Origin of the sequence: Rhizobium sp. 16-488-2b (assembly GCF_017741815.1) — a bacterium.
Taxonomy (GTDB): Bacteria; Pseudomonadota; Alphaproteobacteria; order Rhizobiales; family Rhizobiaceae; genus Rhizobium.
In genome coordinates this window covers 1-25,072 of sequence record NZ_JAGHMF010000012.1, presented here as the reverse complement: position 1 = coordinate 25,072, position 25,072 = coordinate 1, and the positions used below count along the sequence as shown (strand labels likewise).

The window sequence follows — 25,072 nt, the reverse complement described above, 5'->3', positions numbered from 1 at the left end:
CCTGCTTTCATATACCACCCATGCGGATCGTGGCGAAGCGGCGGATCTTTGTGTCCGGAAGCGGGAATGTGTAGAGATTCCAGATCGGTAGGGCGCTGGCGTCATACTCCGTCGTGACCGTGAACTGATTGGCGTTCGTGGGGTCGGTGGCGACGGTGACCTGGAGTTTCTTGCGGTCGATCAGGGGATCGTTGAGGGTCGAGAGCGCGATGTAATTGTTTACCAGCTGGGCGCGTTCCTGCTCGGAAAGGCCGGCCACCGCCGTGCGTGCGGCATCCGCCGTCAGCTGCTGCAGCGCATGCGCGGCGCTCAGGTAAATGCCATAGGCGATCAGGGTGAGAAGAACGAGCAGGAAGACCGGTGCAACGATTGCGAACTCGATCGCGGCCGCACCCTGCCGGTCGGCGAGAAGACGTCGGGCATTTCTCATGCACTGCACTCCTTGCAATGGCCAACGCCGCAGCGAAGACAACCGAAGGATACATTTAACCGTCTTAATTTTTGCTTACCTAATAAACCCCATGCGTGTACCTGCAAGATATCAGGGTGTACGGAAATGGCGCGCTATTCCTGTGGCCGGCTAATCTGTTCGCCGGCCCAGGATCAGTTGCCGAGCTTCTGGGTCAATCTGGCGATATCCTCGCGCAGTGCGGCGATCTCGGTCATCACCTGCATGTCGATCTTCTGGTGCAGAGACAGCACTTCCAGCTCGGCCTTCAGGTTGACTTCGTAGTCCTTGGCAGCCTCGAAGCGGTCGCGCTCGGCCTGGCGGTTTTGCGACATCATGATGATCGGCGCCTGGATGGCGGCGATCATGGAGAGGACGAGATTGAGGAAGATGAAGGGGTAGGGGTCGAAGGCGCGGGTCGAAAGGATGACGGTGTTGATGACGCACCAGACGGCCAGGAAGACCAGGAAGGTGGTGATGAAGGCCCAGGAGCCGCCGACGCGGGCGATGCTATCCGCCATCCGCTCGCCGAAGGACGATTCGGCTTTCAGCGCGGCATTGATATCCGTCGAGATGATCTTGCGCGCATGCGCCTTTTCCAGCACGCGCTTTTCGATGTCGCCGAGCTCGTTGGCGGACTTGTCGAAATGCAGGTGGACGAAACTGGAGAGATTGTTCATGGCGCGACTCCCGATCAACTTATGTTGGCGGGGAGTATTCCGTTCTGCGCCAGGAATGCAATGCGGCAACGTGCATGTCTGCCGTGCTCAGGAGCCCTCGGCTCGCAGCCAGGAATGCTGCGGGAAGAAGCGCTCGACGGTCTGCGCCTTGCCGAACATCACATCGTGCTGGAGATAGCGGTAGTCGCGGACCAGCGGATCGATGGTCTTGGCGTCGCGAACCCAATCCGGCGAGGCGGTGTTGTCGCGGGTGATCAGCTGATAGCGGTCGACGATCGGGTACTTCTTCTGCACGCGGCCAAGGAAGCCGGTATAGAACGGGTGCTCGTAGCCCGCGAATTTCAGCACGTGATAGGGCAGCTGCGACGGGCTGATGGTGCCGACATTTTGCTTGACGCCCTTGCGGTTCGACCAGATGACCAGCGGCGTCTCGTGCTCCTGCTTCATCACGCTAACGGAGGCGCGGCGGGTGGCGACCTGGTCGGGCATGTAGCCGGTGTTGGTGTAGACGCTGCCGAGCGGCGGCAGATGGTCGCCCCACAGAACGATGATCGTCTCGCGGTCACGCTTGGATGCCCACTCGGTCAACATCTTGAAGCTTTCGTCAGCTTCCTTCACGCCCTGCGTATATGTGGCGAGCGTGGCGCGGTCGGCGTCGGTCAGATTGCCGGTGAAGTCGACCGTGTTGTTGGCGTAGCGGTTGGCCTCATACGGACCATGTCCCTGCAGAGTGACCGCGAAGAAGAAGAAGGGCCGGTCGAGCCCGTCGGCTTCCTGCATGATCTCTTTCATAAGGCTGTCGTCGGACGCGAAAATGCCGCGCTTTTCCATGGTCGGCATGGTTTCTTCGGTGCGGAATTCCTCGAAGCCGAAATCCTTGTAGACCTCGTTGCGGTTCCAGAACCAGCCGCTGAACGGATGCAGCGCACGGGCCGCATAGCCTTCGCCGCGGAAGAAGGTGGCAAGCGACGGGATATCGTTGCGGATATACTGCTGGTAGGGAATGCTGCCATAGGGCAGGAAGGCATTCGAGAAGCCGGTCAGCGCCTCGAACTCGACATTGGCTGTCATGCCGCCGAATTCGGGCGAGAAGACGTGGCCGGACTGTGCCGCGCGGATGGCCGGCATCGGGTCTTCGGAGAATTTCAGCGTCTTCAGGCGCGTCGGATCCCAGAAGGATTCGCTCATCAGCATGATGACGTCGGGCTTGTCGCTCGGACCGCTGAGATAGCCGTAATTGCGCGAGGGAATGGCGTCAAGCGCCTGCGCATTGAGGCCGGCGGGCGAGGCGACGTCGGCCATCGGGATGTTGAAGATGAAGGCGAGGATGAAGCCGTTGCTGCGGTAGTTCTCTTTCTGGTCCCACATCATCGGCACGACCTGAAGGCGGTCGCGGATGTAGGAGTATTGCGAGTAATCCATCAGCGAGCCGAAGGCGGCGATGACTGGAACAGTCAGGCAGAGATTACGGATACGGTTGCGGCGCGCCATCTTCGGCAGGCGGCGCCAGGCGTAGCGCCATGCCAACACAAGGCCGGTGACGGAGAGAAGGATTCCGACGGCAACCGCGATAGCCGTCATCGGGCGGTCGCGGACCATGACGGGCAACAATTCGAGAATCTGGCGGCCGAACAGCATGTCGGAGGGATAGAGCGGATCGGAGAGATAGTGCTGCTTCTGATTGGAGACGAGCGCAGGGACGAGGACGAGCGGCAGGACGACCAGTGCAGAGAGGAAACGGCGGCCGAGGATAGCATCGACGCAGAGCATCACGATGGTCAGCATGACGACCGTGGTCATGCCAGGGCGGGCCGTCGAAGACAGAAAGGCGCCCACGTCGGTTGCACCGCCGCGCGCGATCACTTCGACCGAGAAGGTCGCAAGCAACGCCATCACCGCCGTCAGGGCGACTGCAATTGCGCCGCGTAGGATGGAGGGGCGGGTATCCGCGCCAACGCCACCATAGAGCGCCGCCTCGCGCATTGCCGCTCCGGACCTAAAAACTTGCGCGATCAATGGCGGAACTCCGGTGTCATCATAACGTCATGCAACTGTCACATCTTTGTCATGAACGCTAGATGAACCATGGTTGTTTCCTGGCCTTAACGCTTTTTTGATCACAAACTTTCGGCAGCCGGTTGCCTCATTTCGCGTAGGCTCCGGATGGAGCCTCCTATTGCCGCGCGCGGGCGATCCTTGCGTGCCTTATTTCGCTGTCGTAGGTCATGGATATGTTCGCGTCAGAGGAGAGTTTGCATGCGCAGTTCCGTCGAGATCTACAACGTCAAGACGGGCGAGGCCCGTGTGATCTGGCAGACCGAGAGACTGGTCGAAGCGCCCAATTACGCCCGTGACGGCAGCTATCTCCTGCTCAACGACGAAGGGCTGCTTTATCGCCTGGCGCTCGACGGCTCGGCGAAGGTGGAGCATGTCGATACCGGCTTCGCGACCGCCTGCAACAACGACCACGGGATTTCGCCGGATGGCACCCGCATCGTCATCTCCGACAAGGTCGAGTTCGGCAAGTCGGCGATCTACACGCTGCCGATCGAGGGTGGGGCGCCGCAGCTGGTGACCACCAATCATCCGTCCTACTGGCATGGCTGGTCGCCTGACGGGAAGGAGCTCGCTTATTGCGGCATTCGCGGCGACCTGTTCGATATCTACACTATCGACGTGACCGGCGGCGAAGAGCGCCGGTTGACGCATGGCGAAGGGCGCAATGACGGACCGGATTATTCGGCCGACGGGCGCTGGATCTATTTCAACTCCAGCCGCACCGGCCTGATGCAAATCTGGCGCATCCATCCCGACGGGACGGGCTTGGAGCAGGTGACGCACGACAATTATGGCAACTGGTTCGCGCATCCATCGCCCACGAACGACAAGGTGGTGCTGATTTCCTACGATCCGGATGTGTTCGACCATCCGCGCGACAAGCATGTGCGGATGCGGATCATGGATATGGACGGGGGAAATCTTACGACGCTGTTCGACCTTTTCGGTGGGCAGGGATCGATCAATGTTCCGAACTGGTCACCAGATGGTGACGAATTCGCCTATGTCCGATATTTCCCGATGGAGGCTTGAGCGATTGCATAAGGCGCGGTTTGTCGGCATAGGTGGCGCGTCGGGTGCCCGCAGGCTTGCGGGAGAATCGGGAATTCGGTGCAAGACCGGAACGTGCCCAACGCTGTAAGGCCGACGTCTGCCGCTTGATGCCACTGGCGCTTTTTGCCGGGAAGGCGTGGCAGACGGATGACGCCAAGTCAGAAGACCGGCCCGACAATCATAGACTGACCGCCTGGACAGCGGCCGGTTGTGTTGTTGGGGATTGACGATGCGACCAGACCAATCTGGCTCTCTTGCGAGAGCCGGTGCCTTTTCGGCGAGCGAGCGAGACGCCGTTTATAAAGCTATCGAGACCAGACGCGATGTGCGATCGGAGTTCCTGCCGGATGCCGTGCCCGATGATGTGATCGGACGGCTGCTGGCGGCCGCTCATCACGCGCCGTCTGTCGGCTTCATGCAGCCGTGGAATTTCATCGTGGTGCGTGATCAGACCGTGCGATCGACCGTGTGGGAGGCTTTTGCCAAGGCCAATGCCGAGGCGGCGGAGATGTTTTCCGGAGAGCGGCAGCAGGCCTACCGCACGCTGAAACTCGAGGGCATTCGCACGGCACCCGTCGGCATCTGCGTGACCTGCGATCCGGATCGCTGCGGCGACGTGGTGCTGGGGCGCACGCACAATATGCGGATGGATTCCTATTCCACCGTCTGCGCGGTGCAGAACCTGTGGCTTGCAGCGCGCGCCGAGGGCGTGGGCGTCGGCTGGGTGAGCATTTTCCACGAGGCTGATCTGAAGCGGGCGCTCGGCGTGCCCGAGCGGATCGAGATCGTCGCTTGGCTCTGTGTCGGTTATGTCGATCGGCTCTACGAGGAGCCGGAGCTCGCCGTGAAGGGGTGGCGACAGCGATTACCGCTGGAGGAGCTGGTGTTTACGGATCGCTGGGGCGAGGGCGCTTAACCCGCGACGCCTGTTACTGCTTCTGCGCCGGCGGTTGCTGGGGCTGGGCGCCCGGCATGGCGGGGTGTTTCAGGTCGATCGATCCCTGATCGCCTGCGAGGAACTGCGGACCCACCTGGCGCACCTTGCCGGCACTGGGATCGTAGGGACGATCGGGGACCTGCGCCTGGGGCGCCGGCTGTTGAGGCGTGGGTTGGGTTTCGGGCTTGGCGGCGGCGGTGTCCGGGGTTTCGATCGTGGTAATCGAGCTCTGCGGCGGCGGGGCGCTGACCTGCTGGTTGCGACGCATCTGTTCGTAATAGGCGGGCAGATTGCAGCTGCAGGAGGATTTTTCGCCGGGCTTGCGGTTCTTGTAGGCAAACGCATTCGGCATGGCGCTGTAGGGCGCGCCTGTCGAGGCCGAAATCATGTTCTCCGTCTCGCCGCTGGAGACGTCATGGTAGTAGAGCTCGGTTTCGATGCCCGGGCACATCTGCTGGCAGGTGTTGGCGTCGCGGGCGAAATCGAAAGAGGTGGCGTTCGAGCGGATGGGGAAGAAGCCGCCGTCGCAGCTGCGCACGCAGATCGTGTTCAGATGTGTCAGCGGCTGGCCGCCAGGCGAGAACTCGTAGGAGCGTTGACGCTCGCCGCCGAGTGGAATGAAGGTGTCGCTGCGCATCGCCTGATCGTCGATACTGGGCGGGTTCGCATCTTGCGGCTCTTCATATTGCTGCACGGGCGCGTTGCAGTTGTTTTCGTCGAGTGCGGCGAAGAGTTCGTTGCGCAGGCGGGCGTCCGGGCTTTGCGCGCGCAGCTCGTCGCGACGCATCTGCAGGTCGGCGATGTTGTCGAGCATCTTCGCTTCGGCCTGTTCGAGCTCGCCGCAATAGCCGGCATTGTCGCCGCCGATGACCACCATGCTGCCGCTGCTGCAGCCATTGCGGCGCTGGTCGCTTCGCAGCTTGCGCAGTTCCAGATTCTGTTCGGTGATGGCGCTAGCGAAGCGGCGTATTTCGGGCGACATGCCGCCGCCGATCGTCTCTGGAATTGTAGCCAGACGGGCACGCAGCTGACCGCAGATCGGCGCCAGCTGCGCGTAGGCAGGGGCGGAAAGGGCGATCAGGAGTGCTGCGGCCAGCGTCAGGCGTTTCAAGGCATCGTCCCGTCAGTGAGCAAATACCAAATGGCGAAGGGCGGACCATGGCCCGCCCTTCGATATACATTGCTTGTCTTAACAAGCTGCCGCTCAGAGCCTAACGCATTTTCAGCGTCCAAGGCAAATCATGCAGGCTGGGACGCCTCGACGACCGCGAGGGCCGCCATGTTGACGACGCCGCGCGAGGTGACCGACGGCGCCAGGATGTGAGCCGGCATGGCCGCGCCGAGCAGGATCGGGCCGACATGCAGGCCATCCGTCATCGACTTGACGACGCCAAGAGTGATGTTGGCCGCATCGAGGTTCGGGAAGACCAGAAGGTTGGCTTCGTCGTGCAGCGTGGTGTTCGGCATGACGCGCTTGCGCAGCGCTTCGGAGATGGCGGCATCGCCATGCATTTCGCCATCGACATCCAGATCGGGCGCGGTGTCGCGCACGAGCTGCAAGGCGTTGCGCATCTTGGTGGCGCTTTCCGATTCACGCGAACCGAAATTCGAATGCGAAACGAGGGCGGCGCGCGGTGTGATGCCGAAGCGCTTGATTTCTTCGGCGGCGAGAACCGCGGACTCCGCCACTTCCTCGGCCGTCGGGTTGAAAGTGACGTAGGTGTCGGTGAAGAAGGTGGCGCCGCGCTGCGAGATCAGCAGGCTGAGTGCCGAGAAATCGCGGACATTCGGGCGCTTGCCGACGATCTGGCGGACATCGCGCAAGTGCTTTTCATAGCGGCCTTCGAGACCGCAGATCAGCGCATCGGCCTCGCCACGCTTCAGCGCCAGCGCGCCGATAACCGTGGTGTTGGTACGAACGATCGTACGCGCCGCTTCCGGGATGACGCCGCGGCGGCCGACCAGCGACAGATAGAGCTCGACATACTCGCGGAAGCGCGGATCGTCTTCCGGATTGATGACGTCGAAATCAGACAGCGGACGGATGCGCAGGCCGTAGCGCTTCAGGCGGGTTTCGATGACCTGCGGACGACCGATCAGGATCGGCTTGGCGATGCCTTCCTCGAGCAGGACCTGGGCCGCGCGCAGCACACGCTCGTCTTCGCCTTCGGAGAAGATGACGCGCTTCTTGTCGGCATTCTTCGCGGCCGCGAAGATCGGCTTCATGACGAAGCCGGAGCGGAAGACGAAGCGGTTCAGCTGGTCGAGATAGGCGTCGAAATCGGCGATCGGGCGCAGCGCCACGCCGCTATCGGCCGCAGCCTTGGCGACGGCGGGCGCGATGCGAAGGATGAGGCGCGGATCGAACGGCGAGGGGATGAGATAGTTGGGGCCGAAGATTGGCGTTTCATCCGAATAGGCGCGGGCGGCGACATCGGAAGGCTCCTCGCGGGCGAGGGCCGCGATGGCGCGCACGGCCGCCATCTTCATTTCCTCGTTGATCGTGACGGCGCCGCAATCGAGCGCGCCGCGGAAGATATACGGGAAGCAGAGGACGTTGTTGACCTGGTTCGGGAAGTCCGAGCGGCCGGTGCAGATCATCGCGTCCGGCCGGGCGGCGCGGGCGAGATCCGGCATGATTTCAGGGTTCGGGTTGGCGAGCGCCATGATGAGCGGCTTTTCGGCCATCTGCGCCAGGAGTTCCGGCTTCAGGACGCCGGCGGCCGAGAGGCCGAGGAAGACATCGGCGCCGCCGATGTTTTCGGCCAGCGTGCGGGTGTCGCTTTTCTGCGCGTAGACGCTCTTCCATTCGTCCATGAGCTCGACGCGGCCTTCGTAGACGAGGCCTTCGAGGTCGTGGACCCAGATGTTTTCGCGCTTGGCACCGAGCGTGACGAGAAGATTGAGGCAGGCAAGGGCGGCTGCACCGGCGCCCGAGGCGACGATCTTGACCTCTTCGATCTTCTTGCCGGCGAGTTCCAGCCCGTTCAGAATCGCGGCGGCGACGATGATGGCGGTGCCATGCTGGTCGTCATGGAAAACCGGGATCTTCATCTTCTCGCGCAGCTGGCGCTCGATCTCGAAACATTCCGGCGCCTTGATGTCTTCAAGGTTGATGCCGCCGAAGGTTGGCTCCAGCGCTGCGACAGTCGAGACCATGTGGTCGACGGTCGTTGCATCGACCTCGATGTCGAAGACGTCGATATTGGCGAACTTCTTGAAGAGAACCGCCTTGCCTTCCATGACCGGCTTGGACGCCAGCGGGCCGATATTGCCGAGGCCGAGAACGGCGGTGCCGTTGGAGATCACGGCAACCAGATTGGCGCGCGAGGTGTAGTCGGCAGCCGTTTCCGGATTGTCGCGGATGGCGAGACAGGGCGCGGCGACGCCCGGCGAATAGGCGAGCGCGAGGTCGCGCTGGTTGCCGAGCGGCTTGATGGCCTGGATCTCGATCTTGCCGGGACGGGGATAACGGTGGAAGAACAACGCCTGTTCATCGAGGCTGCCGCCTGCCGCTTTGTTGTCCGTCTTCGGTTTGTCGCTGTGATCCATCGTAATGCTCCAGGCTGTCGCACATGCTTTCATTGGAGCGCTTTCAATACATCAATCGAAAGACGGTAACAGCGGGAATTTCGGTTCCGGTTCCTAAAAACAACGCAAATGTGCAACAGCGCCCGCGAGATACCGGGTATTTGCGACGGTAGGACCTGTGATCAAGGCCCGACATCCGGGCCGTGTCATCTTCCTGAAACACGAGTCTGGTTTTCAGAGGCACAGATGAAGCATGGGGCACGGGCAGTTTGCTTGTGAAGGACAATATGGATACGCGCCACTTCCGTACGCTCTTTATTTCCGACGTCCATCTCGGCTCGAAAGCCGCGAAAGCCGACTTCCTGATCGACTTTCTGAAGTACCACGAAGCCGACACGATCTTCCTGGTGGGAGACATCGTCGATGGCTGGCGCCTGAAGCGCAGCTGGTACTGGCCGCAGGAATGCAACGACGTGATCCAGAAGCTGCTGCGCAAGGCGCGCAAGGGAACGCGTATCGTCTACATCCCCGGCAATCATGACGAATTCCTGCGCGACTTCCCCGGCATGCACTTCGGCGGCATCGAAGTGGCCGAGCGGATGATGCACGAGGCTGCCGACGGCAAGAAGTACCTGGTGCTGCATGGCGACGAGTTCGACGTCGTGGTGCGCAACGCCCGTCTGCTGGCCTATCTTGGTGACTGGGCCTATGACATGGCGATCATGATCAACATCGGGCTCGCCGCCATTCGCCGCAAGCTCGGCATGCCTTACTGGTCGTTCTCGGCCTGGGCGAAGCTTCAGGTCAAGCACGCGGTCAACTTCATCGGCGAGTTCCAGAAGGTGGTGGCCGACGAAGCTCGCAAGAGCGGGGCCGACGGCGTGATCTGCGGCCACATCCACCATGCCGTCATGGAAGACATGGACGGCGTGCGCTACATCAACACCGGCGACTGGGTCGAAAGCTGCACGGCGATCGCCGAGCACGAAGACGGCACGTTCGAGCTGATCGAATGGCGCACCATGGGCGGCGCTGCCGCTCCCGCTCCGCTGGCGCTCGAAGATCACCGCAAGCGCGAGCCGGCACAGCAGGCGGCGTAATAGGCTGATGGTCTGAAGTATCTCGCTGTTGCGAAATGGCATTGTGCAGCTGCTGCCGTTGCCGTTTCGCGACAGTTTTGGCTTATTTTTGAAATCGGTTTGGGGCGACCTCATCTCGCCTTGGTTGCCCTTAAGGTGACGTGTTAGGCAACTTGCAGGTTCCTTTCAGGTCACACCGATGATTCCCGCCATGAATGCCTCTTTCACAGAGGTCGCGCCCGCCCATTTCCGGCTGCTGAGCGCTTTGTCCTATTGCGCGCCGCTGCTTGTAAACGGTGTCGCGCTGCCGTTCTTTCCCGTCTGGCTGGCGATGCACAAGTTCAGCGACCACGAGATCGGCATCATCCTCGCCGTGCCGATGGTGGTGCGCGTTCTCGTGGCGCCGATCGTGGCCATGTATGCGGACCGGATGAAGGAACGCGCCGATGTGCTGGTATTTTCCGGCGGCCTGTCGCTGCTGACGGCAATCGCGCTCTACTGGACCGACACGTTCTGGCCGGTGCTGATCGTCTACACGATCCAGGGCGCGACGTTTTCCCCCTATGTGCCCGTGGTCGAATCGATCGTCATCTCCGGCGTGCGGCGCTGGGGGTTCGATTACGGCTCGATGCGGGTCTGGGGCTCTGTCGCCTTTATCGCCTCGACGCTCGTCGGCGGGCGACTGATCGGGAACTGGGGCGGGCAGATGGTTCTGCCCGTGATGATCTTCGGTTTCGTCATGACCATGGTGATGGCGCTCTATTGTCCGCGTATCGGACCGACGCGCAGGCGCGGCACGCCTGTCGATCTGCAGCAGGCGACCGGCAGTTCGCTGAGGCAGCCGCATCTGTTGATGCTACTCATCGGCGTCGCCATCCAGCAATCGAGCCACGCGCTTCTGCAGGCCTTTGCGACGATCTATTGGCGCGACCTCGGTTTTTCGGGCACGGAAATCGCGTTGTTGTGGAGTGCTGGCGTCGCAGCCGAGGTGACGGTGTTCTTCCAATCGAAGCGGCTCAGCCGACATTTCGATGCCTGGACGCTGATCCGTGTGGGCGCGGCGGTTTGCGTCTGCCGGTGGCTTTTGTTTCCGATGCAGTGGGGCTTCGTCGGCTTCTTCCTGCTGCAGTGCCTGCATGCCTTCAGCTACGCCTTCGTCCACACAGGCGTGCAACGGCGGATCATCGCCTCTGTGCAGGCGACGCAGGAATCGTCGGCGCAGGGGGCGTATTTCTTCTATAACGGCATGTTCATGGGGCTGATGACCATCGCGTCGGGCTACATCTACGCAGCACTTGGCATGGCGAGCTACTACATCATGGCGCTGACGGCGGTTCTGGGGCTAGGCCTCATCATCGTCGCCTACTACCTTCAGCCCCAGAGTGCCGGTTCCGGCGGGAAGACAAGCGAGCCGGCATAACGCAAGCCCGGCTCGCGATCGTGGGCGAGAAGCAGCGGTCCGTCGAGATCGACGAAGGCCACGTCCTGGGCGAGAAGCACGGCGGGCGCCATGGCGAGCGATGTGCCGACCATGCAGCCGAGCATGATCTGAAACTCCAACCGCTCAGCTTCGCGCTTCATCGCCAATGCTTCGGTCAGCCCGCCCGTCTTGTCGAGCTTGATGTTGATGGCATCGTAGCGGTCGCGCAGGCTGGCGAGATCGCCGGTGTGATGGACGCTCTCATCGGCGCAAACGAGGATAGGGCGGTCGATCTCGGCCAGCAGTTCGTCCTTGCCTGCCGGCAGCGGCTGTTCGACCAGCGCCACGCCGCATTCGGCGGCAACCCGCAGATGGTGGGCGAGGCGGTCTTCCGGCCAGCCTTCGTTGGCGTCGAGAATGATCGCGGCGTTGGGGGCTGCAGCACGCACCGCGCGGATGCGGCTCTCATCGTCGCCAGTGCCGACCTTGACCTTGAGCAGCGCGCGGGCAGCATTGGCGCGGGCGTGCTCGGCCATGACTTGGGGCTCGCCGAGCGAAATCGTGAAGGCCGTCGTCAGCGAATGCGGGGCGGTGAGGCCGAGCATGGCTGCGACCGAGGTGCCGGTCTGCTTGGCCTCGAGGTCCCAGAGGGCGCAATCGACCGCGTTGCGGGCAGCACCCGGCGGCATGGCCTGTTGCAGGTCGGCGCGGGAGAGGCCGGCCTCAATCAGCGGGCGGGCGGCTTCGATCTGCGCGCCGACGCTTTCCATCGTCTCGCCGTAGCGGCGATAGGGGACGCATTCGCCGCGGCCGGAGACGCCGTTCTCGCTCACCGTGCAGAGGATCACCTCCGCGCTCGTCTTGGTGCCGCGCGAGATGGTGAATGTGCCCGCAATCGGAAAAGAGTCCGTCTGAATTTCAAGTGACCGTGGCATAAATGCAATCCTGCAAGCATGGAAATCTGATGCGGCATCGTTATATTGGCACAACGTTGCGGACCTGTGTTCGCGAGTCGGCAATGTCGCCGTAAGCCTTGAGAGACACAAGCATTTTGAAGTCCGAGAACCGTAACGCCGCCTCACTGCACGTGGACGACCAAGCTCATGGTTCGGATACGCTCGTGCATCTCGAAGGCAATTGGCGAAGCGCCAACATACATCTCGTTCTCAAGGATTTCGACAAGCTTTCGGCCCACAAGGGCGGGAACCTGACGCTCGATCTCTCCGGGATCACCGATATCGACACGGCCGGTGTCTGGCTGCTCTGCCGGCTGAAGAAGCAGGTCGAGGATGCCGGCGGCACTGTCCATATCGAGGGCAGCAACCAGCATATCGACGAGCTGCTCGAATCGTTTTCCGAGGAGCGTCCGAAGCAGGAAGTCGAGCAGGTTCCGCCGCGTTCGCTGCAGGAGCGGATTTTCGCCCCGATCGGCCGGATGATGTACGATCTGTGGAACAATCTTTCCGCGGCGATGTATATCCTCGGATCGGCGGTGCGCGGCGCGCAGATGAAATTCGGCCGCGGCAGCGGCGTTTCGCCGGCGTCGATCATCAACCAGATCGACCATATGGGCGTTCGCGCCACACCGATCATCCTCTTGATGTCGTTCCTGATCGGCGCGATCATCGCGCAGCAGGGCGCCTTCCAGCTGCGCTATTTCGGCGCCGAAGTGTTCGTGGTCGACCTCGTCGGCATCCTGCAATTGCGCGAAATCGGCGTGCTCTTGACCGCTATCATGATTGCCGGCCGTTCGGGTAGCGCGATCACGGCCGAAATCGGCTCGATGAAGATGCGCGAAGAGGTCGATGCACTGAAGGTCATGGGCCTCAACCCGATCGGCGTGCTGATCTTCCCGCGCCTTGTGGCGCTGACCGTTGCGCTGCCGCTTCTGACCGTGCTTGCCAATTTCGCCTCTCTCTTCGGCGCGGCCGTCGTTGCCTGGGGCTATTCGGGAATCACCTTCGCCAACTTCATCGCCCGTCTGCACGAGGCGATTACGCTGTCGACCGTGCTGTCGGGGATGATCAAGGCGCCGTTCATGGCGTTGGTTATCGGTATCGTCGCCGCCGTCGAGGGCTTAAAGGTAGGTGGCAGCGCCGAATCGCTCGGCCAGCACGTGACCTCGTCGGTGGTGAAGGCGATCTTCGTGGTCATTCTCATGGACGGGCTATTCGCCATGTTCTATGCAGCTATTAATTTTTAGGGATTTTGCGTGGACGAGCAGCAGAAAACGACCAAGGACGAGGCAGGGCGGGATATCGTGCTTTCAGCGCGCGACGTCACCGTTGGCTTCGGGTCGAAGATCGTTCTCGATAATCTCAACCTCAATATCTACAAGGGCGAGATCCTGGGTTTCGTCGGCGCGTCAGGCACCGGCAAGTCGGTGCTGATGCGCACGGTTCTTCGCCTGCTGCCGCGCCGCTCCGGCCAGATCAAGATCCTCGGCCAGGACTTCGACGAACTAAACGAGCCGCAGCGCAATGCGCTCGACATGCGTCTCGGCGTTCTCTTCCAGCAGGGCGCGCTGTTCTCCTCGCTGACGGTGAAAGAGAACATCCAGGTTCCGATGCGCGAGTATCTGGACCTGCCGCCGGCGCTGATGGACGAGCTGGCGCATCTGAAGATCAGGCTGGTGGGCCTGGCGGCGGATGCGGCCGACAAATATCCTTCGGAACTCTCGGGCGGGATGATCAAGCGTGCCGCACTGGCGCGCGCGCTGGCGCTCGATCCGGAACTGGTGTTTCTCGACGAGCCGACCTCGGGCCTCGATCCGATCGGGGCCGCGGAATTCGACGAGCTGATCGCCAAGCTTCGCGATACGCTCGGTCTCACCGTCTACATGGTGACCCACGACCTCGACAGCCTGTTTTCAGTCTGCGACCGTATCGCGGTGCTGGGCAAGAAGAAGGTGATGGTCGAGGGGACGATCGAAGACATGCTGGCCTATGACGACCCCTGGGTTCAGGCTTATTTCAAGGGCAAGCGCGCGCGTTCGATCGTGCCGCAGGATGGCCACGCTTCAGCCGACATCAGGCTGGCGCAAGATAGCCGCGGGAAGTGAGCGGATAAGATGGAAACCAAAGCGAACTACACAATCGTCGGCTTCTTTACTGTTCTGGTCATCGCGGCTGCCTTCGGCTTCGTTTACTGGATGGCCGAATATGGCCGTGGCGGACCGATGGCGGAGCTCATCGTGCGTATTCCGGGCTCGGCGAACGGATTGAGCGTAGGCTCGCCGGTGCGCTTCAACGGTATTCAGGTGGGTTCGGTGCAATCGCTGTCGATCGACGCCGATGATCCGCAGTTCTCGCTGGCCTTCACCGAAGTGCGCGTCGATGCGCCGATCTATCCGACGACCAAGGCCGTCCTTGAAATTCAGGGCCTGACGGGCGCTGCCTATGTGGAGCTTTCAGGCGGTCGCGTCGGCGAAAAGAACATCCTGCAGACGGCGGCGGAGACGGGCAAGCGCGCGGTCATCGTCGCCGACCAGTCGAGCGTCACCAACCTGCTTGCCACCGCCGACAAGATCCTCGACCGTGCCAACGATGCCGTCGGCCAGGTTCAGGGCTTCGTTAAGGATGCTCGTGGACCGCTGACGAAGACGCTGCAGAACGCCGAGACCTTCTCGGACGCGCTGGCCAAGAATTCCGGCAATATCGACAGCTTCCTGCAGAGCGTGGGCCAGCTTTCTGACACCGTGCGCAACGTGTCCGGTCGCGTCGACTCGACGTTGGCTGCGATCGAATCGCTGGTGAAGACGGTTGACGCCAAGAAGATCGACACGATCCTCTCCAATGCTGAAACGGTGAGCCGCAATGTCGCCGATGCCTCGGGCGGCCTGAAGGACGCCATCCAGAAGTTCCAGGAGACGGCCACCACCTATAACGACTTCGGTAAGAAGGCGCAGGCGACGCTCGACAAGGTCGACACGCTGGTGGCGCAGATCGACCCGGCCAAGGTGAAGGGTTCCGTCGACGACATCGCGCAGACGACCAAGGATGCGCGCGCGGCGGTCGCCTCGATCAAGGATGTCGCCGACACGGTGAATTCGCACCAGAAGGACATCGATTCGACGATCCAGAACGTCACGCAGATGGCCAACAAGCTGAATGCCGCTTCGACCCGCGTCGACGGCATCCTGGCGAAACTCGATACGCTGCTTGGCGACGACAGCACGCAGTCGATGTTTACCCAGGCGCGCGAGACGCTGGATTCGTTCAAGAAGGTCGCGGACAATCTGAACAGCCGCATTGGACCGATCGCCGACAACCTGCAAAAGTTCTCGAGCGGCGGCCTGCAGAACGTTCAGGCGCTGATCAACGATGCGCGTCTGACGGTGCAGAATTTGAACGATGCAATCAGCAATTTCGACAAGGACCCGCAGCGACTGATCTTCGGCGGGGACACAGTGAAACAATATGATGGCCGGACCAGGCGTTAACAGGGGAAGTCAACATATGGCTGTGTCGGATATGCGTCGTTCGCGTCTTATGAAGACCATGCTCGCTCTGCCGCTTCTTGCCCTGGCATTGTCGGGATGCGGGACGGCGGCCAAGAACGATACTTATGATCTCTCCGCGCCTGTCAGCGGCAGCGGGCCTTCTGCGAAGGGCCGCCAGATCCTGGTGCAGCAGCCGACGGCGCTGCAGGCGCTGAACAGCGAGCAGATCGTCATCAAGGTCTCGTCTTCGGAGATCCAGTATCTCGCCAAGGCGCAGTGGAGCGACAAGCTTCCGCGCATGGTTCAGGCCAAGCTCGTCGAGGCCTATGAGAATTCCGGCAAGCTCGGCGGCGTGGGCGTGCCCGGGCAGGGGCTGGCGATCGACTATCAGGTCGTGACCGATATCCGCGCGTTTGAGATCCGCACCGGTGGCGGCAGCCAGGCGGTGGTCGAGATTTCGGCCAAGATCCTCAACGATCGCAATGGATCGGTGCGGGCGCAGAAGGTGTTCTCGCAGACGGTACCTGCTGGCGGCGGCTCCAACGAGGCCTTCGTCAAGGCGCTCGACCGCGCATTCGCCGGTGTCACCAGCGAGATCGTCGACTGGACGCTGAAGTCGATCTGATCGATCGAGACGCTGTTTGGGAGAGCGGCATGATCAGGATTTTGGGCGCTGACGATGTGGAAGCGTTCAAGCGCATCCGGCTCGAGGCGCTACGCCTGGAGCCATCCGCCTTTGCCAGCAGCTTCGAGGAGTGGGCAAAGCTTCCCGACGATGAATGGCGGCGGCGACTGCTTGCCGATCCCGTCTTTCTTGCTTTCAACGGCGACGAGCCCGTGGCCATCATGGGGCTGCTCCGGCAGCGACCCGGCAAGATGGCGCACCGCGCGACGATCATCATGGTCTATGTGCGCGGCGAGAAACGCGGGACTGGGCTCGCGCGCGATCTGCTCGATCATGTCGTGGACTATGCCCGGCAACACGGCATTCGTCAGCTCGAACTGACGGCCAGCGCCGAGAACCCGGCCGCGATCGGCTTTTATCGGAATGCGGGGTTTGCCCAGGCGGGGCTGATACCGGGTGGCGTGCTGGAAGGCGACCGTGAGGTCGATGACGTCATCATGGTCAGACGGATCATCGACTGAGTTTTGTTCATCTTTCTCAAGACGCGAAAAGGCCGAGCGCTGGGAGCCGCTCGGCCTTTTCGTATTTCAGCTGTCGGGCTGCTCAGAGCCGATCAAAAGACGCTATGCTTGCCATGTAGTCTCTTATCTTCCTCGGTTTCGCGCCGCAGGGCGGTCACGGTCGATGCCACAGATACGATAAACATGATGCTGATTAGGGCAGTAAGCACAGTCAAGATCGTGAACATAAGCAATCCTCCAGGGTTTTGCTTTCACGTCCGTTAGTATTGGCTCACGACAGCCGCACGGGCCGAAGCATAAGGGCCGTAAACCTTGGACGCATCTACCTTCTGATCATAAAGCGCAACAGTTGCTGCAAGCATACCCGTCATCATTACCATCCATACCGCGTTAATCATGGTAATCTTGTTTGGCATATTCATCTTCCTTGTAGCGCCTATTTGCGCAACGCTTCGATTGAAAGAACGCGTCCGTTTGGAATTGGTTCCGCAGGACATTGACAAGTCGTTTACCAACGCCGATCTGAAGCCTCTTTGAATGCCTCGTTCATCTGGCGTTCATCTTCCTAAATCGGTTTATGCGTCTTCTCTAATCGGTTTAAAGGAGACGCGACCCATAACGCGTACGATCTCGTGATGTTCCCTCACGTCGCTACGCACCCATGCCGCATCACGCATCTCCAGGACGTAGGCGTAGACAAATTCGAAGGCGAGGGAGAGTGCGACCGAGGTGATGACAAGCAGGATGAGCATCGTGGGTTTCCAGGAGTGAACCGATCCCTATTGGCATCGGCGGCGTTGATGCATCCTGTTATAGAGATCGCGGCTGAAGCGGCCTTGAATGGGCCGTTCATCCGGCATTCAGTCGTCAGGCAGTCGCCCGGTGAGCACCGGTTGCGCCCCTATCGCCGCTGGGCGGCGCTTGGGGCAAATGACTTGCGGCAAGGCTTTATCCGTGACAAAAGGCGTCGAAACAAATGGCCGGGGCCAATGACGACAGCTTTCTATCCGGGGTCTTTCGACCCGATCACGAACGGACATGTTGACGTGCTCGTCCAGGCGCTGAACGTTGCGTCGAAGGTGATCGTCGCGATCGGCATTCATCCGGGCAAGACGCCGCTTTTTTCGTTCGAAGAGAAGGGCGAGCTGATCCGCCAGTCGCTGGCCGAGGTTTTGCCGGAGCGGACGTTGGATATATCGGTCGTGTCCTTCGACAATCTCGTGGTCGATGCGGCCCGTGCGCATGGCGCGACGCTTCTGATCCGGGGCTTGAGAGATGGTACCGATCTCGATTACGAAATGCAGATGGCGGGCATGAACCGGCAGATGGCGCCGGATATCCAGACCGTTTTTCTGCCCGCCGGCACGGCCTCGCGGCCCATAACCGCCACATTGGTCCGTCAAATCGCAGGCATGGGAGGCGATGTCAGTGCATTCGTGCCTGCCGCCGTCTTGAAAGCCCTTCAATCAAAGCGCAAATCCTAGGCGAATTCGCCGCAACGGAGCTATCATGAAACTGTTTTATATTGCATTCGCCGGCGTGCTTTATCTCGCTTCGTTCGTTGGCGACGTTTTCGCCGCCGACACGATGACGATCCAGCTGAAGAGCGGCCCCGTCGTGATCGAGCTTGCGCCTGATGTCGCGCCGAAGCATGTCGCCCAGATCGAGGCGCTCGCCAAGAAGGGTGCCTACGACAACGTTGCCTTCCACCGTGTGATCGACGGCTTCATGGCACAGACCGGCGACGTGCAGTACGGCAACATGGAAAAGGGCTTCGACAAGAACCAGGTCGGCACCGGCGGTTCGGACATGCCGAACATCCCGGCCGAGTTCTCCAAGACCCCGTTCGTGCGCGGCACGGTCGGCATGGCGCGCTCGCAGGACCCGAATTCGGCCAACTCGCAGTTCTTCATCATGTTCGCTGACGGCTCCTTCCTGAACGGCCAGTACACGGTCGTCGGCAAGGTCATCTCCGGCATGGAGAACGTCGACAAGATCCAGAAGGGCGAAGGCCAGAACGGCGAAGTCAGCAATCCTGACCGCATGGTCAAGGTCACCATCGCCAAGAAGTAAGTTTCAAGACCAGTAGGAGAATAACAATGGCTGAGATCAAGGATCCGGAAAACACCATCATCCTGGAAACCACCAAGGGTAATGTCGTCATCCAGCTTCTGCCTGAAGTGGCGCCCGAGCACGTGGCCCGCATCAAGGAACTTGCACGCGAGAAGGCCTATGACGGCGTCGTGTTCCACCGCGTCATCAACGATTTCATGGCGCAGACCGGCGACGTGAAGTTCGGCAAGAAGGGCGGCGAAAGCTTCAACCCGGGTCGTGCCGGCATGGGCGGTTCCGAGAAGCCTGATCTGAAGGCTGAATTCTCGGCCGTCAGCCACATCCGCGGCACCTGCTCGATGGCCCGTTCGCAGAACCCGAACTCCGCCAACTCGCAGTTCTTCATCTGCTTCACGGATGCTCCGTGGCTGAACAAGCAGTATTCCGTCTGGGGCCAGGTCATCGAAGGCATGGACAACGTCGACAAGATCAAGAAGGGCGAACCGGTCGTCGATCCGGATTCGATCGTCTCGATGCGGGTTGCCGCCGACGTCTGATTGTGATGTTTGCTGAAACCCGCCCTTGCGCGAGAGCGCGGGGCGGGTTTCGCTTTGCCTGGACCAGCCTTCCCGGAACTGCCCTCATGCGCGTAGACCTTTTCGATTTCGAGCTCCCCGATGAAAGGATCGCTCTGCGGCCTGCCGAGCCGCGCGACAGCGCGCGCCTGCTGGTCGTCGATCCCAATGGCGAAACGCAGCTCTCCGATCACCGTGTTTACGACCTGCCGTCCTTCCTGAAGGCGGGGGATGCGCTGGTGTTCAACGACACCAAGGTCATCCCGGCGCAACTCGAAGGAATCCGTCACCGCGAGGGCGCGGGTGGCCAGCAGGTTTCGGCGACGCTGCACATGCGGGTCGGCGCCAATCGCTGGAAGGCCTTTGCCAAGCCCGGCAAGCGCATCAAGGTCGGCGACCAGATCGCCTTTGGTCATGGTGGCGAAAGCTGCCTTCTTGGCGCGCTCGACTGCACCGTCGAAGAGAAGGGAGAGGGCGGCGAGGTGACGCTGGCTTTCGATCTGTCGGGCCCGGCACTCGACGAAGTCATCCATTACGTCGGCCATATTCCGCTGCCGCCCTATATCGCCGCCAGGCGCGCCGAGGATGAGCGCGACCGCGCCGACTACCAGACCATCTATGCTCGCGAGGACGGCGCTGTCGCCGCGCCCACCGCCGGGCTGCATTTCACGCCCGAACTCTTCGCAGCACTCGACAAGGCCGGCATCGAGCGGCATTTCGTGACGCTGCATGTCGGCGCCGGCACCTTCCTGCCGATGAAGGTCGACGATACCGACGACCACAAGATGCATCTCGAAAGCGGCTATGTGAGCGGCGAGACGGCCGCCAAGCTCAATGCCGTGAAGGCGAGGGGCGGGCGCATCGTCTGCGTCGGCACCACCTCGCTGCGGCTGATCGAGAGTGCGGCGCAGGATAGCGGCGAGATCCGCGGCTGGGCGGGCGCTACCGGCATCTTCATCACCCCGGGCTACCGCTTCAAGGCAGTCGATGTGCTGATGACCAATTTCCACCTGCCGCGTTCGACGCTGTTCATGCTGGTCTCGGCCTTTGCCGGCCTCGAGACCATGCATGCGGCCTACGAACATGCCATTTCCACAGGCTACCGCTTCTATTCCTATGGCGATTCCAGCCTTCTTTTCCGGAAAGACTAGATGACCGAGAACTTCCAGTTCACCCTCAAGAAGACCGATGGCGGTGCGCGCCTCGGCGAAGTTTCCATGCCGCGCGGCACGATCCGCACGCCGGCCTTCATGCCCGTCGGCACCGTCGGGACCGTCAAGGCGATGTATCTCGACCAGGTGCGCGAGGGCGGCGCCGATATCATTCTTGGCAACACCTATCACCTGATGCTGCGCCCGACCGCCGAGCGCGTTGCCCGCCTCGGCGGCCTGCACAAGCTGATCCGCTGGGATGGGCCGATCCTCACCGATAGCGGCGGCTTCCAGGTCATGTCGCTGTCAGGGCTGCGCAAGCTCGACGAGCAGGGCGTGACCTTCAAGAGTCATGTCGACGGCAGCCTGCACCACATGTCGCCGGAGCGCTCCATCGAGATCCAGGGGCTGCTCGACAGCGATATCCAGATGCAGCTCGACGAATGCGTGGCGCTTCCGGCCGAGCCGCGCGAAATCGAGCGCGCCATGGAGATGTCGCTGCGCTGGGCTGAACGCTGCAAGGTCGCCTTCGGCAACCAGCCGGGCAAGGCGATGTTCGGCATCGTGCAGGGTGGCGATATTCCGGCTCTGCGCGTGCGCTCCGCAGCCGCGCTCGCCGATCTCGACCTCAAGGGCTACGCGGTCGGCGGTCTCGCCGTCGGCGAGCCGCAGGCTGTCATGCTGAAGATGCTCGAGGAGACGCTGCCGGTCCTGCCGACCGAAAAGCCGCGCTATCTCATGGGCGTCGGTACGCCCGAGGACATGCTGCGCTCTGTCGCGCGCGGGATCGACATGTTCGACTGCGTGATGCCGACGCGTTCCGGCCGTCACGGCCTGGCCTTTACGCGCCGCGGCAAGGTCAATATCCGCAATGCCCGTCATGCCGAGGATATGCGCCCGCTCGACGAGCAGTCGAACTGCCCGGCGACGCGCGACTATTCACGCGCCTATCTGCACCACCTCGTCCGCTCCAACGAAGCGCTGGGCGGCATGCTACTCTCGTGGAACAACCTCTCCTACTATCAGGAACTGATGCAGGGGATCCGCAAGGCAATCGCCGAAGGTCGCTTCGCCGACTTCATGGCGGAGACCGAAGCCGAATGGGCGCGGGGCGATATCGACCCCGTCTAACGGTTAGATGCCCTTGCTCTCCGTATCCGGCAGGATCTGGACGCCGCCGATCTTGTAGCTGCCATCCGGCTGACGGATGACCTGATAGATCGCCGTCCAGTCCTTGCCGTCGCGGCCGGAGATCAGCACCTCGTGGTAGATCATCGCGCCGTTGTCGATCGAGCGGCTGCGGCCGAAGGCGTAGTTTCCGGGGTGATAGACCGGCTCGTAGCTCTTCTTGACCATGGCGAAGAAGACGTTCTTGTCGGGATAGACGGCCTTGATGCCAGGGGCGGCGTAGGAATAGGCCGCTTCCGGATCGTCCTGCAGGAAAGCCTTGATCTGCGCCTCGATCATCGACCGCGTTGTATCCAGCGGGTCTTCCGCGCGCGCCGGCGACAGCGTGAAAATCGCGGTGAGACTGAGGATGAGGATGAGGACTGCGAAGAAGGCGCGCATCGGCATATCTCCCACTATCCCGTGGCCGTAGCCGCCACCCCTTGAATTGTAGGGCTTTCAGCGCACAAGGGAAGAGGCAATCAGAGCCGGCCGCGTGCGAACATTCGAGACAGGATCAAACCCGCGACGAGCACACCGGCGGCGACGAAGATGGTGTCGATCGGGGTGCCGATATAGAGCGGCCCAACATTGGCGAAGAGCAGGAAGGCGACGACGAAGTTCGCCCAGCCCCAGACGACGTTCAGCTCCGCCGAGCTCTCGCCGGCGCCTGACATCCGCACGAATGGTGTGCGGAACGGCCGGCCACAGACGCCGTTGACGAAGTGCGGAATGCCGTTGGTCATGATGGCGGCGGCAAAGAAATGAACGATAAAAGCGATCCAGGGCATCGGCGTCTCCAAGATGGTCATCCCCATGGCGCGACGGGACGTCACGTTACGGGATGAGCCAGAATTCCGGCAGGGAACGCGTTGACCTAAGCTCTTGTTCCATAAGCGGGATCAGATCGTGTGGTAGCGACGATCGAAATAGATCAGCGCCTGGCCACCTTCGTTCTCCCTGATCGCCACCACCTCGCAGATCAGGATGTCGTGGGTGCCGCCATCAGAGACCGACTTCACCTTGCAGTCGAGCGAGATCAGCGCGTCGTCAAGCGCGGGCGCACCTGTTTCGAGTACCGACCAGCTGGCGCCTTCGAAGCGTTCCTGCACCGGGGTCTTGCCACCGAAACGTCGGCTCAGGTCCTCATGGGCATGCGACAGCGTGTTGACGCAGAGTACGCGGTTGGCGTTCACGGCGGGGTAGGCGGAGGAGCCGCGATTGATGCAGACCAGAAGCGTGGGCGGATCGTCGGTGACGCTGCAGACGGCGGTTGCGGCGAAGCCCGCGAGGCCTGCCGGTCCATCCGATGTGACGACGTTGACGGCAGCGCCGAGGCGGGCCATGGCGTTGCGGTAATCCTGCTTGCGCTGGTCGGGAACAGCTTCCGCGATTGTCGCTGGCGCTTCCGGGATCATTTTGGCTGATGCTTGCATATCGGGGTCCTAGCGGATTTCGGATCTCGCGTCACGAAGGAAGCGCAGCATGGTGTCGTTGAAGCTCTTCGCCTCTGTCACGTTGACGGCGTGGGCTCCGAAGTCCGTCAGCGCGAGTTCTGCATGCGGCAGCCCCTCGGCGAGGCGCATCGATCGGGTGTATGGGACGAGGAGGTCGTCGCGGGTGGCCATGACCAGCGTGTGGGCAGCAATCTCTGACAGCCGGTCGTCGAGATCGAAGGCCCGGAGAGCCGTGATACGCCGCAGGATATTGGTCTTTCCCTGGAAATGGGCGATGGCGTGCTGCTCCTCAGCGCCGAGACGCTCGGCATTGTCGGACATCCAGACCGACGGATAGAGGAAGAGCGGCTGCGCCTTGACAAACATCTCGACGCCAGACCGCTCGAGCAGCTCGATCCTGACATCGAAGCAGCGGCCGGAATGCGGATCCGCCTTGCTCCAGGCGTTGACGAGGACGAGCTGGCCGATCATGTCAGGCCGGCGGAGCGCGATATCCAGCCCAATCAGGCCGCCGAGCGCGTGGCCCATGAAGTCGAAGCGCTCGATGCCAAGTTCCAGCGCGATCTCCAGCACGTCATCGGCCATGGCGGCGATGCCGCCAGCCTCGGGCACCTCGCCGCCGGTGCGGCCTGTGCCGCGATGATCGTAGGTGACGACGCGGAAATCGGCTGATAGCGCCTCGATCTGCGGCGCCCAGTAGCCGCCCGAACCGCCAAGGCCGGAGGACAGGATGATGGTGCGGGCGTCGGCATGGGTCTGGCCGTGTATGTCGAAATGCATCTTGCTGACTTTACTCACTTCTTGCCGATATGGGCGACGGTCGCGATCTCGACCAGCGCGTCGGGTTTCACCAGGCCGCACTGAACGCAGTAGCGGGCCGGCTTGTCGCCGGGGAAATATTCGGCATAGACGGCGTTGACGGCCTGATAGTTGGCCCAGTCGGTGACGAAGATGTGGTTCATGGTCACGTCTTCCATCGTGCCGCCGGCCGTTTCGATTACCGACTTGATGATCTCGAGCACATGGCGGGTCTGGGCGCCGGCGTCGCCGACATGGACGACATCGTTGTTCTTGTCGAACGGCAGGGTGCCGGAGACATAGACGATGCCGTCGGCAAGCGTGCCCGGCGAATAGGGGGCGATCGGCTTCTGGGTTCCCTCGGGGACGATGATCGATTTTGGCATGATATGTCCTCTTCTGTTCTTGATCAGGCTTCGGTAGGCGCGGCTTGTGAGATGACGCCGCAGAAATCGTTGACGGTGGCGACCCAGCCGAAGAACTTCTCGACGTTGTAGACAGTCGCCTGCTGGATGAAATCGGGCCCCAGGTGATGGGTCGCGTCTTCGAGCATCACGCCGAAATATTCGAGATGGAAGGCATCGCGCAGCGAGCTCTCGACGCAGACATTGGTGGCGATGCCGACAAAGACGAGATTGCGGATGCCCCGGGCGCGCAGCACGCTGTCCATGTTGGTGTTGAAGAAGCCGCTGTAACGGGTCTTCGGCACCAGGATATCGCCCGGCTGCGGCTGCAGCTCGTCGACGATCGCATAGTCCCATGTGCCCTTTGCCAGAAGCTGGCCCTGCAGCTCCGGCCGCTGGCGCATGGTCTTCAGTGCATTCGACTTGTGATAATTGGGCGAGCCCGGTCCGCCGGCCTCGACATAATCCTTGTCCCAGCCGTTCTGGAAATAGATGACCTGGACGCCCGCGGCGCGGGCGGCGTCGAGCGTCTTCTTGATGTTGGCGATGGTGCCCTTGGCGCCTGCAATATCGAAGCCGGCGAGATCGACATAGCCGCCTTCCGTCGAGTAGGCGTTCTGCATGTCGACGACGACGACGGCGGTTTCGCTTGGCTTCAGCGTGATTGGCTCGGGG

The 25,072-nt window shown here is 61.7% G+C and carries 27 protein-coding genes and 1 riboswitch; of the genes, 14 read left to right on the top strand and 13 right to left on the bottom strand.

Annotated elements, in window-relative coordinates; genetic code table 11:
* Positions 1–7 precede the first annotated feature (7 nt).
* From J5286_RS12125 to J5286_RS12115, 3 genes are all read right to left on the bottom strand, one after another.
* A complete protein-coding gene (locus J5286_RS12125; RefSeq protein WP_209190539.1) occupies positions 8–430 on the bottom strand; it encodes a TadE/TadG family type IV pilus assembly protein in 423 nt (140 codons plus the stop codon).
* Between the two features lie 173 nt (positions 431–603).
* A complete protein-coding gene (locus J5286_RS12120; RefSeq protein ID WP_209190538.1) occupies positions 604–1,128 on the bottom strand; it encodes a DUF1003 domain-containing protein in 525 nt (174 codons plus the stop codon).
* An 87-nt stretch (positions 1,129–1,215) separates the two neighbouring features.
* Positions 1,216–3,111, bottom strand: coding sequence for an LTA synthase family protein (locus tag J5286_RS12115; protein ID WP_245205902.1), 1,896 nt, complete (start codon positions 3,109–3,111; stop codon positions 1,216–1,218).
* A 273-nt stretch (positions 3,112–3,384) separates the two neighbouring features.
* Here J5286_RS12115 and J5286_RS12110 point away from each other — a divergent pair, with 273 nt between their 5' ends.
* Positions 3,385–4,218, top strand: coding sequence for a TolB family protein (locus J5286_RS12110; protein WP_209190536.1), 834 nt, complete (start codon positions 3,385–3,387; stop codon positions 4,216–4,218).
* 25 nt (positions 4,219–4,243) lie between these two features.
* Positions 4,244–4,428: riboswitch (cobalamin riboswitch) on the top strand.
* A gap of 40 nt (positions 4,429–4,468) precedes the next feature.
* Positions 4,469–5,155 (top strand): 5,6-dimethylbenzimidazole synthase, encoded by a 687-nt coding sequence (gene bluB / locus J5286_RS12105; protein WP_209190535.1) that lies wholly within the window; start codon positions 4,469–4,471, stop codon positions 5,153–5,155.
* A 13-nt stretch (positions 5,156–5,168) separates the two neighbouring features.
* Here the strand turns inward: bluB and J5286_RS12100 are convergent, their stop codons facing one another.
* Both J5286_RS12100 and J5286_RS12095 read right to left on the bottom strand, forming a co-directional pair.
* Positions 5,169–6,287: a DUF2865 domain-containing protein gene (locus J5286_RS12100; RefSeq protein ID WP_209190534.1), complete on the bottom strand. Its 1,119-nt coding sequence runs from the start codon at positions 6,285–6,287 to the stop codon at positions 5,169–5,171.
* A 128-nt stretch (positions 6,288–6,415) separates the two neighbouring features.
* The gene (locus J5286_RS12095; protein WP_209190533.1) at positions 6,416–8,728 is read right to left on the bottom strand and encodes an NADP-dependent malic enzyme; all 2,313 of its coding nucleotides are present in this window, start codon (positions 8,726–8,728) and stop codon (positions 6,416–6,418) included.
* Positions 8,729–8,994: 266 nt separating this feature from the next.
* On the opposite strand from J5286_RS12095, the gene J5286_RS12090 reads away from it, so the two are divergent.
* Positions 8,995–9,807, top strand: coding sequence for a UDP-2,3-diacylglucosamine diphosphatase (locus J5286_RS12090; protein WP_026283711.1), 813 nt, complete (start codon positions 8,995–8,997; stop codon positions 9,805–9,807).
* A 178-nt stretch (positions 9,808–9,985) separates the two neighbouring features.
* Positions 9,986–11,206, top strand: coding sequence for an MFS transporter (locus J5286_RS12085; protein ID WP_209190532.1), 1,221 nt, complete (start codon positions 9,986–9,988; stop codon positions 11,204–11,206).
* Here J5286_RS12085 and dgcA read toward each other — a convergent pair.
* Positions 11,158–12,141 carry an N-acetyl-D-Glu racemase DgcA gene (dgcA, locus tag J5286_RS12080; protein ID WP_209190531.1) on the bottom strand — a complete coding sequence of 328 codons (984 nt, stop codon included), beginning with the start codon at positions 12,139–12,141 and terminating at the stop codon, positions 11,158–11,160. The genes J5286_RS12085 and dgcA overlap by 49 nt on opposite strands.
* A gap of 98 nt (positions 12,142–12,239) precedes the next feature.
* Between dgcA and J5286_RS12075 the strand changes: the two genes are divergently transcribed.
* From J5286_RS12075 to J5286_RS12055, 5 genes are read left to right on the top strand one after another with little or no spacing between them, the layout of a single operon-like run.
* Positions 12,240–13,409, top strand: a complete 1,170-nt coding sequence (locus J5286_RS12075; RefSeq protein WP_197067371.1) for an MlaE family lipid ABC transporter permease subunit — start codon at positions 12,240–12,242, stop codon at positions 13,407–13,409.
* 9 nt (positions 13,410–13,418) lie between these two features.
* Positions 13,419–14,267, top strand: a complete 849-nt coding sequence (locus tag J5286_RS12070; protein ID WP_209190530.1) for an ABC transporter ATP-binding protein — start codon at positions 13,419–13,421, stop codon at positions 14,265–14,267.
* A 9-nt stretch (positions 14,268–14,276) separates the two neighbouring features.
* A complete protein-coding gene (locus tag J5286_RS12065; RefSeq protein WP_209190529.1) occupies positions 14,277–15,647 on the top strand; it encodes an MlaD family protein in 1,371 nt (456 codons plus the stop codon).
* 16 nt (positions 15,648–15,663) lie between these two features.
* Positions 15,664–16,272 (top strand): ABC-type transport auxiliary lipoprotein family protein, encoded by a 609-nt coding sequence (locus J5286_RS12060; RefSeq protein ID WP_018902371.1) that lies wholly within the window; start codon positions 15,664–15,666, stop codon positions 16,270–16,272.
* Between the two features lie 29 nt (positions 16,273–16,301).
* Positions 16,302–16,793 (top strand): GNAT family N-acetyltransferase, encoded by a 492-nt coding sequence (locus tag J5286_RS12055; protein ID WP_209190528.1) that lies wholly within the window; start codon positions 16,302–16,304, stop codon positions 16,791–16,793.
* Between the two features lie 260 nt (positions 16,794–17,053).
* On the opposite strand, the gene J5286_RS12050 is transcribed toward J5286_RS12055, so the two are convergent.
* Entirely contained in the window at positions 17,054–17,209 is a 156-nt protein-coding gene (locus J5286_RS12050) for a hypothetical protein (protein ID WP_165936940.1), read from the bottom strand.
* A 573-nt stretch (positions 17,210–17,782) separates the two neighbouring features.
* Here J5286_RS12050 and coaD point away from each other — a divergent pair.
* From coaD to tgt, 5 genes are all read left to right on the top strand, one after another.
* Entirely contained in the window at positions 17,783–18,277 is a 495-nt protein-coding gene (coaD, locus tag J5286_RS12045; protein WP_209190687.1) for a pantetheine-phosphate adenylyltransferase, read from the top strand.
* Positions 18,278–18,302: 25 nt separating this feature from the next.
* On the top strand, positions 18,303–18,866 hold the full coding sequence (locus tag J5286_RS12040) for a peptidylprolyl isomerase (RefSeq protein ID WP_018902377.1): 564 nt from the start codon (positions 18,303–18,305) through the stop codon (positions 18,864–18,866).
* Between the two features lie 26 nt (positions 18,867–18,892).
* On the top strand, positions 18,893–19,402 hold the full coding sequence (locus J5286_RS12035; protein ID WP_018902378.1) for a peptidylprolyl isomerase: 510 nt from the start codon (positions 18,893–18,895) through the stop codon (positions 19,400–19,402).
* A gap of 86 nt (positions 19,403–19,488) precedes the next feature.
* On the top strand, positions 19,489–20,571 hold the full coding sequence (queA, locus tag J5286_RS12030; protein ID WP_209190527.1) for a tRNA preQ1(34) S-adenosylmethionine ribosyltransferase-isomerase QueA: 1,083 nt from the start codon (positions 19,489–19,491) through the stop codon (positions 20,569–20,571).
* On the top strand, positions 20,572–21,702 hold the full coding sequence (gene tgt / locus J5286_RS12025) for a tRNA guanosine(34) transglycosylase Tgt (RefSeq protein WP_047511967.1): 1,131 nt from the start codon (positions 20,572–20,574) through the stop codon (positions 21,700–21,702).
* Between the two features lie 3 nt (positions 21,703–21,705).
* Here tgt and J5286_RS12020 read toward each other — a convergent pair whose 3' ends face one another.
* The 6 genes from J5286_RS12020 to rutB all read right to left on the bottom strand — a co-directional run.
* Positions 21,706–22,140 (bottom strand): DUF4864 domain-containing protein, encoded by a 435-nt coding sequence (locus tag J5286_RS12020; RefSeq protein WP_209190526.1) that lies wholly within the window; start codon positions 22,138–22,140, stop codon positions 21,706–21,708.
* Between the two features lie 80 nt (positions 22,141–22,220).
* On the bottom strand, positions 22,221–22,529 hold the full coding sequence (locus J5286_RS12015) for a hypothetical protein (RefSeq protein ID WP_209190525.1): 309 nt from the start codon (positions 22,527–22,529) through the stop codon (positions 22,221–22,223).
* 111 nt (positions 22,530–22,640) lie between these two features.
* Positions 22,641–23,174 (bottom strand): flavin reductase, encoded by a 534-nt coding sequence (locus tag J5286_RS12010; RefSeq protein WP_245205894.1) that lies wholly within the window; start codon positions 23,172–23,174, stop codon positions 22,641–22,643.
* A gap of 9 nt (positions 23,175–23,183) precedes the next feature.
* Positions 23,184–23,975 carry a pyrimidine utilization protein D gene (gene rutD, locus J5286_RS12005; protein ID WP_209190524.1) on the bottom strand — a complete coding sequence of 264 codons (792 nt, stop codon included), beginning with the start codon at positions 23,973–23,975 and terminating at the stop codon, positions 23,184–23,186.
* A gap of 14 nt (positions 23,976–23,989) precedes the next feature.
* Entirely contained in the window at positions 23,990–24,379 is a 390-nt protein-coding gene (gene rutC / locus J5286_RS12000; protein ID WP_111565069.1) for a pyrimidine utilization protein C, read from the bottom strand.
* A gap of 23 nt (positions 24,380–24,402) precedes the next feature.
* Positions 24,403–25,072, bottom strand: a 670-nt coding sequence (gene rutB / locus J5286_RS11995) for a pyrimidine utilization protein B (RefSeq protein WP_209215347.1), incomplete at its 5' end; no start/stop codon positions are given.